The sequence below is a fragment of the Lysinibacillus sp. G4S2 genome (assembly GCF_030348505.1).
In the GTDB taxonomy this organism is placed as follows: Bacteria; Bacillota; Bacilli; order Bacillales_A; family Planococcaceae; genus Lysinibacillus.
This window is the reverse complement of sequence record NZ_JAUCFJ010000002.1, coordinates 4,017,894-4,031,935: the sequence shown is the minus strand read 5'-3', so window position 1 is coordinate 4,031,935 and position 14,042 is coordinate 4,017,894. Positions and strand designations below refer to the sequence as shown.

General features: G+C 38.2%; 12 protein-coding genes, 1 riboswitch and 1 other annotated feature. Of the genes, 11 read left to right on the top strand and 1 reads right to left on the bottom strand.

The features are described from left to right. Positions 1 to 5: 5 nt before the first annotated feature. The 6 genes from QUF91_RS20490 (at position 6) to QUF91_RS20465 (ending at position 8,667) form a co-directional block, all read left to right on the top strand. A complete protein-coding gene (locus tag QUF91_RS20490) occupies positions 6 to 983 on the top strand; it encodes an electron transfer flavoprotein subunit alpha/FixB family protein (protein WP_285396019.1) in 978 nt (325 codons plus the stop codon). Positions 984 to 1,294: 311 nt separating this feature from the next. Then, positions 1,295 to 1,528 (top strand) — a binding site (T-box leader). 132 nt (positions 1,529 to 1,660) lie between these two features. Beyond that, positions 1,661 to 3,010: an amino acid permease gene (locus QUF91_RS20485; RefSeq protein ID WP_285396018.1), complete on the top strand. Its 1,350-nt coding sequence runs from the start codon at positions 1,661 to 1,663 to the stop codon at positions 3,008 to 3,010. Between the two features lie 132 nt (positions 3,011 to 3,142). After that, the gene (trxA, locus tag QUF91_RS20480) at positions 3,143 to 3,454 is read left to right on the top strand and encodes a thioredoxin (protein WP_134026666.1); all 312 of its coding nucleotides are present in this window, start codon (positions 3,143 to 3,145) and stop codon (positions 3,452 to 3,454) included. Positions 3,455 to 3,566: 112 nt separating this feature from the next. Continuing rightward, the gene (gene uvrC, locus QUF91_RS20475; protein ID WP_289419191.1) at positions 3,567 to 5,357 is read left to right on the top strand and encodes an excinuclease ABC subunit UvrC; all 1,791 of its coding nucleotides are present in this window, start codon (positions 3,567 to 3,569) and stop codon (positions 5,355 to 5,357) included. A 215-nt stretch (positions 5,358 to 5,572) separates the two neighbouring features. Continuing rightward, a riboswitch (Lysine riboswitch) is annotated at positions 5,573 to 5,751 on the top strand. Positions 5,752 to 6,049: 298 nt separating this feature from the next. Then, positions 6,050 to 7,276, top strand: a complete 1,227-nt coding sequence (locus QUF91_RS20470; protein WP_285396016.1) for an aspartate kinase — start codon at positions 6,050 to 6,052, stop codon at positions 7,274 to 7,276. Between the two features lie 131 nt (positions 7,277 to 7,407). Beyond that, complete coding sequence (locus QUF91_RS20465; RefSeq protein WP_289419190.1) at positions 7,408 to 8,667, top strand: methyl-accepting chemotaxis protein; 1,260 nt, start codon at positions 7,408 to 7,410, stop codon at positions 8,665 to 8,667. A 51-nt stretch (positions 8,668 to 8,718) separates the two neighbouring features. Here QUF91_RS20465 and QUF91_RS20460 read toward each other — a convergent pair whose 3' ends face one another. Further along, positions 8,719 to 9,153 carry a YslB family protein gene (locus tag QUF91_RS20460; protein ID WP_285396014.1) on the bottom strand — a complete coding sequence of 145 codons (435 nt, stop codon included), beginning with the start codon at positions 9,151 to 9,153 and terminating at the stop codon, positions 8,719 to 8,721. 272 nt (positions 9,154 to 9,425) lie between these two features. Between QUF91_RS20460 and QUF91_RS20455 the strand changes: the two genes are divergently transcribed. The 5 genes from QUF91_RS20455 to QUF91_RS20435 all read left to right on the top strand — a co-directional run bounded on the left by QUF91_RS20455 (position 9,426) and on the right by QUF91_RS20435 (position 13,861). Then, entirely contained in the window at positions 9,426 to 10,040 is a 615-nt protein-coding gene (locus QUF91_RS20455) for a succinate dehydrogenase cytochrome b558 subunit (RefSeq protein ID WP_285396013.1), read from the top strand. Positions 10,041 to 10,106: 66 nt separating this feature from the next. Continuing rightward, on the top strand, positions 10,107 to 11,861 hold the full coding sequence (gene sdhA / locus QUF91_RS20450; RefSeq protein WP_285396012.1) for a succinate dehydrogenase flavoprotein subunit: 1,755 nt from the start codon (positions 10,107 to 10,109) through the stop codon (positions 11,859 to 11,861). Positions 11,862 to 11,866: 5 nt separating this feature from the next. Then, a complete protein-coding gene (gene sdhB / locus QUF91_RS20445) occupies positions 11,867 to 12,646 on the top strand; it encodes a succinate dehydrogenase iron-sulfur subunit (RefSeq protein ID WP_285396011.1) in 780 nt (259 codons plus the stop codon). A gap of 449 nt (positions 12,647 to 13,095) precedes the next feature. After that, complete coding sequence (locus tag QUF91_RS20440) at positions 13,096 to 13,554, top strand: acyl-CoA thioesterase (protein WP_289419189.1); 459 nt, start codon at positions 13,096 to 13,098, stop codon at positions 13,552 to 13,554. A gap of 145 nt (positions 13,555 to 13,699) precedes the next feature. Further along, the gene (locus QUF91_RS20435) at positions 13,700 to 13,861 is read left to right on the top strand and encodes a hypothetical protein (RefSeq protein WP_289419188.1); all 162 of its coding nucleotides are present in this window, start codon (positions 13,700 to 13,702) and stop codon (positions 13,859 to 13,861) included. Positions 13,862 to 14,042: the final 181 nt, after the last annotated feature.

Sequence of the window (14,042 nt, the reverse complement as noted above, 5' to 3'; positions counted from 1 at the left end):
ATACTATGTCAAAAAAAGTATTAGTATTAGGTGAAGTTCGTGAAGGAAGCTTACGTAATGTTTCTTTCGAAGCAATTGCAGCTGCAAAGCAAATCGCAGATGGTGGTGAGGTTGTTGGTGTTCTTTTAGGAGATGCCGTGGCAAATTTAACAGGTTCATTATTTGAATATGGTGCTGATCGTGTTGTAACGGTGGAACATCCACATTTAAAACAATATACATCTGATGGCTATGGTCAAGCTTTATTAGCAGTAATTGAGCAAGAAAATCCAACTGGTATCGTATTTGGTCATACTGCAAATGGTAAAGATTTATCGCCAAAAATTGCAAGTAAATTACAAGCTGGACTTGTATCTGATGTAACGTCTATCGAAGGTGCTGGCGATGATGTTGTATTCATCCGTCCAATTTACTCCGGTAAAGCTTTTGAAAAAGTTAAAGTAAAAGACGGTTTGGTTTTAGCTTCAATTCGTCCAAATAATATTGCACCATTAGAAAAAGTAGGCGGTAAATCAGGTGATGTAACTTCTATTTCTGTAGATATTACAAACCTTCGTACAATCATTAAAGAGGTTGTACGCAAATCTTCAGAGGGTGTAGATCTTTCAGAGGCGAAAGTAGTTGTAGCAGGTGGTCGTGGCGTAAAATCAGAGGAAGGTTTTGAGCCATTAAAAGAGCTAGCAGATTTACTTGGTGGTGCAGTTGGTGCTTCACGTGGTGCATGTGATGCTGAATATTGTGACTACTCACTTCAAATTGGTCAAACGGGTAAGGTTGTAACACCAGACCTTTACATTGCAGCGGGTATTTCTGGAGCAATTCAGCACTTAGCTGGTATGTCAAACTCAAAAGTAATCGTTGCGATTAATAAAGATCCAGAGGCAAATATTTTCAAAGTTGCGGACTACGGTATCGTAGGTGATTTATTTGAGGTAGTACCTCTTCTAATCGAAGAATTTAAAGCGTTAAAAGTGAATGCATAATTAATTTAACTTCTTTCAGCAGAAGTCTCCCACCTCTATAGGTGCTGAGATGAATGCGGTTTTAAGTAACTCTTCAGCGGGTCACTAAACATCCGCTGAAAGACGCAATGATGCCGAGGCATAATTGATATTAGTGCGGGGAGGATGTATCTTCTCCGCTTTTTTTGTTCAAATTTTTTGAGTTTTTAAAGTTATTGCAAAATAAAATATTGACAGAGTTAATATTAGAACGTATAGTGATGAATAATAATTTAATTTCTTTCGGACGTAACTATGCCGAGGCGTAATTGAATTTTTCGAAAATAATGTTTTGAAACGCAAAGATTAGGAGTAGTAAAAGCTCATTATTTGGTGCAGAGAGCTGCGGGGTGGTGCAACGCAGTCCAATAAGACTTTGAACTTGCCTAGGAGTGGTAAGATAAGTGGAATTTACAGATTATTCTATTTACTTGACGATTAACCTACGTTACAAGGTTTTTGAGTAGGGTTTTTATAGAACCAATTAGAGTGGTACCGCGGTTTGCTTATGGCATATCGTCTCTTCTTTCATTTGATAATGAAGGAACAGATGATATGCCTTTTTGTTTTCGTCTAATCTAAAGCGCTACATCCTAGAGGTCGCTTTGCTTTTTGCTTCGGGCTCTCTAGCGCATTTGTTCATTTTAGGAGGTAAGGAAATGGAAAAAGATAATCAAAAATTACAAAGAACAATGACCTCACGACATATTACGATGATGGCTTTAGGTGGAGCCATTGGTGCAGGATTATTTAAAGGGAGCAGTGCAGCCATTGATTTGGCAGGGCCATCTGTACTTTTGGCGTACTTAATAGGTGGTATTATTCTGTTATTTGTTATGCAAGGTCTAGCAGAAATGGCAGTCCGTAATAGCGAAGCCAGAACATTTAGAGATTTAGTTCAAAGCATTTTAGGAAAGTATCCAGCTTATTTCCTAGATTGGATCTATTGGAAAATGTGGGTTTTAAATATTGCGGCAGAATCCATAGTTGCGGGCATTTTTATTCAATATTGGTTGCCGGATTACCCAATCTGGATACTTGCATTATCTGTTTCGGTGTTAGTTACAGCTATTAACTTGTTATCAGTGAAAGTTTTTGCTGAAACTGAATATTGGCTGGCGTTAATTAAAATTACCGTTATTGTGGTGTTCATCATAGCAGGACTAATATTATTACTTGTAAATTTTGGTGATCATACGGCTGTTGGTTTTTCTAATTTAACGGAGCATGGTGGTTTCTTCCCGAATGGATCGATGGGGTTAATTGCTGCAATGCTTGTAGTTATTTATTCTTACGGTGGTACTGAAATTATTGGTATTACATTAGCTGAAACGAAAAATCCTGAAAAAGTAGTGCCAAAAGCTGTTCGCAGTACATTAGTACGTATTGTGACTTTCTATATACTGCCTTTCTTTATTATCGTTAGCTTGATTCCTTGGAATGAAGTGAATGGGGTGCCGGAAAGTCCGTTTGTGATGGTGTTTAAAATGATGGGGATTCCTGGTGCTGACCATATTATGAATGCTGTTGTTTTACTTGCCATTATTTCATCAATGAACTCAGGACTTTATGGTTCATCACGCATTTTGTATACACAAGCTGTGGACGGGCGTGTTCCTAAAATCTTTGCACGTTTATCAAAAAGAAAAGTTCCAGTATATGCTATACTGATGTGTACTTTAGCTTTATATATGGGCGTAATCATTTCTTTATTTGTGGGAAGCAAAGCCTTTGATTACCTAATGGGTTCACTTGGATACACCGTGTTATTTATTTGGTTAATTATTGCGATTGCGCATTTGAAATCGCGTAAAAAACAGCAGGAAAAAACAAGTGCCTATGCAGTAAAATGGTTCCCTTATACAACTTGGATAGCGATTATTGCGTTAAGTGCAATCCTGATTGGTATTATTTTTACAACATCTATTATCGTTACAGGTATTACATTAGCTATTTATCTCTTTATTACGTTAACTTATGTGTATAAAGGTCGTTTTCAAGAAAATTAGTTAAATAGCGAATTAACATAATACCTTTTTTGACCTAGTTTTTCATTAATTATGCATACTAGGCAGATTGTTCGCTCTAGCGAATTTATCCATGCTATACTACAAGCATAGTAAGTTTAAGGAGGATTTCAAATGGCAATTGTACATGCAACAGATGCAACTTTCCAAGATGATATTAAAGAAGGGTTAGTACTAGTAGACTTCTGGGCTGCTTGGTGCGGACCTTGTAAAATGATTGGGCCAGTTCTTGAGGAAATGGACGCTGCAGGTAGTGCGGCTAAAATCGTAAAAGTAGATGTAGATAACAACCAAGGTACTGCAGCAGAGTACCAAATTATGTCTATCCCATCATTGCTATTATTCAAAGATGGTGAATTAGTAGACAAAACTGTTGGTTTCCAACCTAAAGAAGCGTTAGAAGCATTTATCGCAAAACATGCTTAATTTATAAGAAAAGAAAAGTCGAGCCATCTATAGATGTGCTCGGCTTTTTTTCGTTATATAATAAAGAGAAAAAGCGAACGCTAGTTTTAACAAGAGGGAGGGCTGGTAGGCGATGAATGATTTAATTAAACGAAAGCTTGAAATTTTACCAGATCAGCCTGGCTGCTATTTGATGAAGGATCGGCAAGGAACAATTATTTATGTTGGGAAAGCAAAAGTGCTGAAAAATCGAGTGCGCTCGTATTTTACTGGTACGCATGAAGGGAAAACACAGAGACTTGTAAGCGAAATAGAAGATTTTGAGTACATTGTGACATCCTCTAATATAGAAGCTTTAATATTAGAGCTTAATCTTATTAAACTACACGATCCGAAATATAATATTATGCTGACGGATGATAAAACGTATCCGTATCTTAAAATTACAAATGAAAAACATCCACGACTTATTACGACGCGAAAAGTGAAAAAGGATAAGGCGAAATATTTTGGTCCATATCCGAATGCATATGCAGCTAGTGAAACGAGAAAGCTGCTTGATCGTTTATATCCGCTTCGAAAATGTGTGCAACTACCTTCCAAGGTTTGTTTGTATTATCACATGGGACAATGCCTAGCACCTTGCGTAAAAGATATTGATGCTCAAATTTACCATGAAATGATTGAGGATATGACGAAATTTTTGAATGGTGGTGTTGAGGCGGTCAAAAAGGAGCTCGAGGGAAAGATGCTTGCAGCTGCAGAAAATTTAGAGTTTGAGCGTGCAAAAGAGTTTCGCGATCAAATTGCTCATATTGACACTGTCATGCAAAAGCAAAAAATCGTATCAAGTGATACAACGAACCGCGATGTATTTGGCTATGCAGTCGAGAAGGGCTGGATGTGTGTGCAAGTTTTCTTTGTTCGTCAAGGAAAGCTCATTGAACGAGATGTTTCGATTTTCCCAATTTATCAAGAGGCAGAAGAGGAATTTTTAACGTTCGTTGGCCGATTTTACGAGAAGTTAGAGCACATTAAGCCTAAGGAGATTTTTATCCCACAATCTATTGATGCGGATATTCTAACGGAATTACTTGATGTTCGGGTGTTGACACCAAAACGTGGGCAAAAAAAAGAACTTGTCGAATTAGCGATTAAAAATGCTGAAATTGCTGTAGCAGCAAAGTTCCAGCTTATTGAACGTCAGGAAGAACGAACGATAGGAGCGTGTGAGGCACTAGGTGAAGCTATGGGTATTTCTACACCTTTACGGATAGAAGCTTTCGATAATAGTCATATGCATGGAACAGATGCTGTATCTGCAATGGTTGTATTTATCGATGGGAAGCCATCAAAGAAGGAGTATCGAAAATACAAAACACGCACAGCTGCCAAGCACGATGATTATGGGGCAATGCAAGAAGTAATACGTCGTCGGTATACACGAGTATTAAAGGAAGGTCTACCTTTGCCAGATTTAGTACTAATCGATGGTGGGAAGGGGCAGATGGAAGTTGCGCGCGAAGTATTAGAAGATGAACTCGGCCTAGTCATTCCAATTGCTGGATTAGCAAAAGATGACAAGCATAATACGTCACAGCTTTTATTTGGTGACCCACCTGAAGTAATTGAGTTAAAGCGCACAAGTGATGGATTTTATTTACTGCAACGAATTCAAGACGAAGTACACCGCTTCGCCATTACCTTCTTACGACAGCAGCACGAGAAGCATGCCATTCAATCTGTTCTCGATCATATAGAGGGCATTGGTCCAAAGCGAAAACAGCAATTACTTAAGCATTTTGGCTCTGTCAAAAAAATTCGTGAGGCAAGTGAGTTGGCGTTACAGGAAGCCGGTATGCCTGCTAATCTAGCTAGCAATATTTACGCCTATTTTCATTCTGCAGAAAACACCCACCTCTGAAGGAATGAATTGCGCGGGCACAATTCAAAATCCGGACGCAATTACGCCAAGGCGAGTTGATTTTCAATAAGAGACATTGTCAAAGGATTAGACGTATGCTAAGGTTGTATATAACATTGCTCCTTAATATAGCAATGTTATGTACGGAGCCTTAGTTTTTTGTAGTTTCTATTTATCCATAAACTATAAGGTTCAATTAAATACATTCACTATTTAGTGATGATAGAGGTGCAAGGTTCAAGAGTAGTACATTCGAGGACGAACAAGTCCAGTGAAAATGTACAAAAGGGGAGCTTGCCGAAGTGGAGCATCGTTGTTTCCGATGCTGTGCTGGTTTTACATTTAAGAGATGTAAGACTGTCGATTCTAATCGTTTCGGAGAGCTATCACACATGCGCAAGTTACTTTTATTGTACATGTTATAGGCAGCTTTCACGTTATGTGAGAGCTGCCTTTTTAGCTTTCTGAAGATAACAAGTTATTCCGATAAAGGGATGATGTCAAAAGATTTTTCTGTATGATTGTGGGCCATAAACCATGCTCAACGGAGTAGCCCCCGAGAGCAAAGATACATGCGGAGAGCGTTCTCCGTGAGTGGAATGTACAGTCAAGTACATATTTGGGTGAGGAGCCGCAAAAGTAAGCTACTTTATAATCAGCGAAATGATTAAAAACGAAGGAGAATGGTAAAGATGGCGAGAATTGTGATGAAATTTGGTAGTGCTGCATTAGCATCGACAGAGCACATTCAAAATGTTGCGAAAAGGGCGCTAGCTGAAAGAGAAAGAGGGTATGATGTTGTCGTTGTAACAGCGGCGATGGCGAATATGACGAAAGAATTAGCAAAGATGGCTCGTGATCTATCAGATAATGCGTCTAAGCGTGAACTAGATGTATTACTTTCGACAAGCTCACAACTATCAAGTGCGTTAGTGGCAATTGCTTTGCAGGAAGAAGGATACAGTGCAGTGTCATTAACAGGATGGCAAGCGGGTATTCAAACGGATGATATGCATGGTAATGCACGTATAGATTATCTTGATGTAAGTCGTATTGAGGAACACTTTGCACAAGGACAAATTGTTGTAATTACTGGGGTACAAGGCATCAATTATTCACAGAATATTACGACGCTTGGTAAAGGTGGAGCGGAAACGACGGCTGTAGCTATTGCGGCAGCGTTGGAGGCAGAGCGCGTAGATATTTACACAAATGTGGATGGTGTCTATACAGCTGATCCAAGTCATGTAGCTAGAGCACAAAAGCTAAAAGAAATTTCCTATGACGAGATGCTAGAGCTATCAAATTTAGGATCACGAATTTTACATCCGCGAGCTGTAGAGTTAGCAAAGAAGTTTCAAATGCCAGTTATTATTCGGTCGAGTGTAATCGATACAGTAGGAACTTTATTGAAGGAGGAAGTTGAGATGGAGAAAAATTTAATTGTACGTGGTGTTGCCTATGAGTCAGATGTTATTCGTTTAACAGTTGGTTATGATGCTTATTCTGATGCTTCGTTAGCAGATATGTTCACAATACTTGCAGAAAATCGCATAAACGTCGATATAATCGTGCAAGCAATAATAGATGGATTAAAGCCGACTGTATCATTTACCATTTCAAAAGAGGAGTTTGCAGAAGCATTACGGGTCTTAGAAGATAGTAAACTATCACTAGGATTTAGTTTTGCTGATTTCGAAATCGGCTTAGCGAAAGTTTCTATTATTGGATCAGGTATGGCATCTAATCCAGGCGTTGCTGCCCGTATGTTTGATCGTTTACGTCGTGAAAGTATCCCGGTAAAAATGGTAAGTACATCTGAAATAAAAGTGTCTGTTGTTGTACCTCAAGACGAAATGATTCGTGCAGCAAATGCATTACACGATGAATTCAATTTAGAACATGCGCTTTACATATAATAATGAATAGGATGTGTCGGTAAAAGGTACATCCTATTTTTTCTTTATATAAATTTGATATTTTATATATTACTATTGTTGTATAATAAAGTGTAATTACATGTTTTACCAAGGAAAAGGTGGGAATTTGTATGGCATTATTAGGTTTATTTCAAAAGCCAATTAATGAAGGCGTTGAGAAACACAACGATTCTGAAATACAAATATTAAAAAAACGAATTCTACAATTGGAACTTGAGCAGGAAAGCGTTGATGTGAAAAATGCGATTTTAGATTTTGTACTAGCGCATATGGAGTTAATTAATTTTCAAACGATTTTAAAGGTTCAAAGTGTCTCAGCAAGTGTAGGAGATATTTCAGCAATGACTGAAGAAATGTCGTCAAATACAGAAGAGATGCTGGCTGTTGAGCAAAATGTTAATGCAAATATTCAAGAAATAAAACAGCATTCGTTACTACTAGTAGACGAAATGGAATCATCCATTACGAAAGGTGAAATGGTTCAGGAGCTGTTAGCTAAAGGAGCTCATTCAACAAAACAGCTGAATAATGAAATGAGTAAAATGAATGATATTAGTAAAAGTGTAACCGGGATTGCCGATCAAACACAACTACTAGCCTTAAATGCCTCAATTGAAGCTGCACGTGCTGGTGAACATGGGAAGGGCTTTAATGTTGTCGCGTTGGAGGTAGGAAAGTTAGCTAATAGCTCGAAAGATTCATTGCAAGAAATGACGAAGATTCGATCAGTCATCGATAGGCAATTACATAACACATTAGAAAATATTGAACAAGTTGAACATTACTTTACTGATTTTTTAAGTATCATGAAAGGCAATATTACTAATCTGACAGTAACAAGTAAAAATTTTGAAGAAGTTGCACACGGAATTCATCAAATGACAGCTGCATCAGAGGAAAACGTAGTAGCTGTAGACAGTTTAGCGGTGACGCTGACTGAATTATCACATACAAGTGACTTTTCAGAAATTGTACAGAATCAAGTATCTGAAATGCTAAAAGCTATCGTACCGACAATTCGAAAGCCATCAGAGCAAACGGTAATTAGCCAATTGGCAGCGAGGTTAATGGATCATGCTAGTTTTTTACGAATTGCTATTCAAAAAGCTGGACATAAAGAAATATTAAAAACGCATCATCAATGTGCGTTTGGGAAATGGTATTATGGGCATTTTGAGCAATATCAGAATTTACCAGAGTATCGTCATATAGAACAACCTCATGAATTAGTACATACGGCTGCTCAGAAATTAGTTAATGAACTGTCAAATAGTAACTTAGAAGAAATGGTTCAACACTCACTTAATATTTTGGAAGCATTTATTTCGTTAATAGATGTGCTTTTAAAAGAAAGACATGCTCAGTTATGAATAGAGAAAAGGATTGTCATCCAGCAATTTGGAATGACAATCCTTTTTGTTTTATTCGGTAGGTAGGGTGTGCATGATTCGTTCTTTGACGTCCCATTTTACTGTGAACATAACGTTTTGATGCTTTTCACGTTTTTCATCATAGCATTCTGTTAAATAACCTTTTGCTTGCTGGATTTGCTCAGCTATAAATCCTGCTTCAAGTCTAAAGCTACGCAAACCGATTTGTAAAATTGTTGGATCATTTGTCAATAGGAATATACGTCCATCCTTTGATTCTTTCATAAGCTCTAAATTACCCCAACAGGCATCTGCGAAAAATGCGATAATTTCATCTTGACTTCTACAAGGGAACTTTCTAGCAAGCTCTTTTCCTGCCCAATAAAGGACATCATCTTCATGTTTGCCAAGAATAGTAGATAGAATATGATCGCGAATTATCTCATAGCCAAATGATGAGATTGTAGGAGATGAAGTGTTTAACATTGAAATCCTTCTTTCTTAGAATTTTCTTAAAATTTAACCTCAATAAAGTAAAGGTAGATTTTTCGAGAAAAAATGATGCATCACGTACTAGATTGTTTCTTTAATAAGGGCTATGAAAAACTCCAAGTTACCTTGACGCTCGTAGCTCTTGAGAGTACAATAAACATGTCATAATATTGTACCATGATGAAATACACAGTCAATGAGGTATCATTTACAAAATGATGACTTCTTTTGTTGTGCTATTTTAAGTACTAAGGGGGGTAACAGTCTTGTCGAAAGATCGAGAGTTTTTATGGCGTCGTTTACATTCTCTACTTGGTGTCATTCCAGTAGGTCTGTTTCTGATGTTCCACTTGTCAATGAACTTCACTGCTGTTGGTGGTGAACAAGCTTACAATGATGCAGTAAGTAAGATGGATTTAATTCCACACAATCTTCTGTTAGTAATTGAGTGGGTAGTTATTTATATCCCATTACTGTTCCACGCATTCTATGGTGTCTTCATTGCATTCACTGCTTCACCAAACACAGGGCGTTTCAGTACATACCGTAACTGGATGTTCTCATTACAACGTTTCACTGGTGTATTCTTAGTGATTTTCATTGCATGGCATATTTTCCAAACGCGTATCCAAAAAGCGTTAGGTGCAGATGTTGAATTCAATATGATCGCAGATATCGTATCGAATCCACTAATGCTTGGATTCTATATTGTTGGTATTTTATCAGCAACTTTCCACTTATCAAACGGTTTATGGGCATTCCTAGTAAGCTGGGGTATTACACAATCTCCTCAGTCTCAAAAGGTTGCTACTTATGTAACAAACATTATTTTCGTAATTCTAAGTGTAGTTGGTGTGGCTGCTATTTTATCTTTCGTATAATTTAATAGAAGTTACTATAGAGTCCATTCAATCATTGCAATTTTTTAAGAGGAGTGAGAAATAATCATGGCGAAAAGCAAAATAATTGTTGTCGGCGGTGGTCTAGCTGGTCTGATGGCAACGATTAAAGCAGCTGAAGTTGGTACTGAAGTTGATTTATTCTCATTAGTTCCTGTAAAACGCTCACACTCTGTATGTGCGCAAGGCGGAATTAATGGTGCGGTAAATACAAAAGGTGAAGGGGATTCTCCTTGGATTCACTTCGATGATACAGTATACGGTGGGGACTTCTTAGCGAACCAACCACCAGTTAAGGGTATGTGTGATGCAGCACCTGGTATTATTCACTTAATGGACCGTATGGGTGTTATGTTCAACCGTACTCCAGAAGGTCTTCTTGATTTCCGTCGTTTTGGTGGTACACTTCACCACCGTACAGCATTCTCTGGTGCGACAACTGGTCAACAATTACTATACGCGCTAGACGAGCAAGTTCGTTCTCACGAAGTAGCTGGTTTAGTTAACAAATATGAGCACTGGGAATTCCTTGGTGCAATAGTTGATCCTGACGGCGTTTGTCGTGGTATCGTAGCGCAAGATATGCGTACAGAAGAAATTAAATCATTCCGTGCAGACGCTGTTATTATGGCAACTGGTGGCCCTGGTATTATCTTCGGTAAAACAACAAACTCTGTAATTAATACAGGTTCTGCTGCTTCTATCGTTTACCAACAAGGTGCTACTTACGCGAATGGTGAGTTCATTCAAATTCACCCAACAGCTATTCCTGGAGACGACAAAAACCGTCTAATGTCAGAATCAGCTCGTGGTGAAGGTGGACGTATTTGGACTTACAAAGACGGTAAACCTTGGTACTTCTTAGAAGAAAAATACCCTGCATATGGTAACTTAGTACCACGTGATATTGCAACACGTGAAATTTTCGACGTTTGTGTAAACCAAAAACTTGGAATCAACGGCGAAAACATGGTATACCTAGATCTTTCTCATAAAGATCCACATGAATTAGATATAAAACTTGGTGGTATCATTGAAATCTACGAAAAATTCGTAGGTGATGACCCACGTAAATTACCAATGAAAATTTTCCCAGCAGTTCACTACTCAATGGGTGGATTATGGGTTGACTACAACCAAATGACTGAGATTCCTGGTTTATTTGCAGCAGGTGAATGTGATTACTCTCAACATGGTGCAAACCGTCTTGGTGCGAACTCATTATTATCTGCTATCTATGGTGGTATGGTTGCTGGTCCAAACGCAGTTGATTATGTTAAACATCTTAAAAAGCATGCTGAAGATCTTCCACAGGAAATTTTCGATGCTCGCGTAAAAGAAGAACAAGCGAAATGGGATGCTATCATGAAAATGGATGGCACAGAAAACGCTTACTTACTTCATAAAGAGCTTGGTGAAATGATGACTGCTACTATGACAGTAGTACGTTACAACGATCAACTTCAAGATACATTGAAAAAACTTGATGAATTCCAAAAACGTTGGGAAAACATTAACATCAACGATACACAAAAATGGAGTAACCAAGGTGGTCACTTTACGCGTCAGTTGAAAAATATGATTTACCTAGCGAAAGTAATGACAAAAGGTGCATTATTACGTGACGAATCTCGTGGTGCACACTATAAGCCTGACTTCCCGAATCGTGATGATGAGAAGTTCTTAAAAACTACAATGGCGAAATTTGACCCAACTACTGGTGATCCAATTATCACGTACCAAGAAGTCGACGTTTCATTAATTCCACCACGTAAACGTGATTACTCTGCGAAAGGAGACTAAGAATTATGGATATCGCAGCTAATACTGGAAGAATGGTAAAAGTTGAAATTTTACGTCAAGATACACAAGGTGGCAATGGCTACTGGCAGAAATTCGAAGTTCCTTACCGCCATGGTATGAACGTCATTTCTGTTTTAATGGAAATTCAAAAGCATCCAGTTATGTCAAATGGTGAAAAAACAACACCAGTTGCATGGGACATGAACTGTCTTGAAGAAGTTTGTGGTGCATGTTCAATGGTTATCAATGGCCGTCCACGTCAATCTTGTTCAACACTGATTGATCAATTGACTGAACCAGTTCGCCTTGAGCCTATGAAAACATTCCCAGTTATTCGTGACTTACAAGTTGACCGTGAACGTATGTTCAACGCACTTAAAAAAGTTAAAGCATGGGTTCCAATCGATGGTACTTATGATTTAGGTGAAGGTCCACGTATGCCAGAAGGTAAACGTCAATGGGCTTATGAATTATCTAAATGTATGACTTGTGGTGTATGTATGGAAGCGTGTCCAAACGTGTCTGAAAAAGCTTCATTCATCGGACCAGCACCGTTATCACAAGTACGTCTATTCAACACTCACCCAACTGGTGCAATGATTAAAGACGAACGTTTAAATGCAATTATGGGCGATGGTGGCCTTGCAAACTGCGGTAACTCACAAAACTGTGTAGCTGCTTGTCCTAAAGGTATTCCTTTAACAACATCTATCGCATCATTAAACCGTGCAACTACAGTGCAAATGTTCCGTAACTTCTTCGGTTCTGACCACTTCGTAGACTAATAGTACAAGCTAAACTCCCTTACATTCAATGTGTGAGGGAGTTTTTTTATGTTTTATAGGAAGTGCTATCTTAAGGGGCATTATTCGATAAAGATTAATAAACTACAAGAGTTCATTAACTAGGAGATCAAGATCAAGATGCTAACTGTGTTTATGACAACGAAACGAGGAGACCTGGCAGTCAGTCAGCAGAGCATTTGAAGAAGCTTCCCGTTGTCAGTAAAACTAGTTGGTTTCTACAAATACAGCTTAGGCATTGGGCTAATGATTGAATAAGGATAGTCGATTGGCACCGAAGATAAGGAAGTTTGTTGATAAATTGAGAAAAAGTCTGAATTTTCTATGATAATATAGTATTTTCCTTTATAATGAATATGTATTCATTTTGATTCGCTAACTCCATTTGTACTTTTAGGAGGAAGCAAATGAAAATTAGGGGGATGGCTAAGATGAAAGCAAATTATATCGAAGATTTTCAGGAATGGGCAAAGGATTTTTCATTTTATACTGAGGTGCGTGTACGTTTTTCAGAAACGGATATGTTCGGTCATATGAACAATACAGTTAGCTTTACATATTTTGAACAGGCACGAATCGATTATTTTCGCCATTTAGGCATTCTAATGCCATCAGCAATTGATGAAAATGTGGACGGTATTCCGATAGTAGCAGACTTACAGTGTGACTACGTGAAGCAAGTTTTCTTTGATGATGTACTAAAAATTTATACGAAGATAGCGAAAGTAGGAAATGCATCAATGGATATTCATTACTTAGCAAAAAATCAACATGATGAGGTTTGCTTTACGGGCCGTGGTACAGTTGTACAAATGGATCCTCGAACTGGGAAAAGTGTACCTTTATCTGAAGAAGCAAAGACTCACTTAGCAAGTTTAGTGTTTATTTAATATTGAAGCAAATTGCGAAAGTTAATTGTCTGTAGCAATTTAGTGACAGTGATATGTTCCATTTAATTGAGGAAGTTCACTCGGTGAAATGAATAAAAGTGGTGATTTCGCAGTTGAAATTGCAATTTTACAGGCTCACCATAACGTGGGGGTGATTTCCGACTGGGGGTCCGATGAGCGGCTTGGCCAAAAGGATGTTGATCACGAAGGCGTTATCACAGGACGTGATGCTTTGAGCCTTCGTCAGGGTCTCATCTGTGACGTTGATCACCAAGAAGTAGCCCAGTCGGAACGGAAATCAGCTTAGATAAATGGCATACGATTTAACAAATGCCATCCCTAACTTTTGGTGATAAGCCGTTTTTACATAAAATCCACAAATTTAAGGAAGCAATTTCCGAATTTTTTAAGGAAACACGTGATATTCATGAAAATAGCCGTCACCGCTCCTCATTCCTTAACATAAGTTACAATACGTGCGGGGGAGG

Coding starts and splice junctions, on each gene's coding strand:
- QUF91_RS20470 (WP_285396016.1), top strand. CDS start 6,050: ATGGCGAGAATTGTGATGAAATTTGGTAGTGCTGCATTAGCATCGACA.
- QUF91_RS20440 (WP_289419189.1), top strand. CDS start 13,096: ATGAAAGCAAATTATATCGAAGATTTTCAGGAATGGGCAAAGGATTTT.
- QUF91_RS20465 (WP_289419190.1), top strand. CDS start 7,408: ATGGCATTATTAGGTTTATTTCAAAAGCCAATTAATGAAGGCGTTGAG.
- QUF91_RS20490 (WP_285396019.1), top strand. CDS start 6: ATGTCAAAAAAAGTATTAGTATTAGGTGAAGTTCGTGAAGGAAGCTTA.
- QUF91_RS20460 (WP_285396014.1), bottom strand. CDS start 9,153: ATGTTAAACACTTCATCTCCTACAATCTCATCATTTGGCTATGAGATA.
- trxA (WP_134026666.1), top strand. CDS start 3,143: ATGGCAATTGTACATGCAACAGATGCAACTTTCCAAGATGATATTAAA.
- sdhA (WP_285396012.1), top strand. CDS start 10,107: ATGGCGAAAAGCAAAATAATTGTTGTCGGCGGTGGTCTAGCTGGTCTG.
- sdhB (WP_285396011.1), top strand. CDS start 11,867: ATGGATATCGCAGCTAATACTGGAAGAATGGTAAAAGTTGAAATTTTA.
- QUF91_RS20485 (WP_285396018.1), top strand. CDS start 1,661: ATGGAAAAAGATAATCAAAAATTACAAAGAACAATGACCTCACGACAT.
- uvrC (WP_289419191.1), top strand. CDS start 3,567: ATGAATGATTTAATTAAACGAAAGCTTGAAATTTTACCAGATCAGCCT.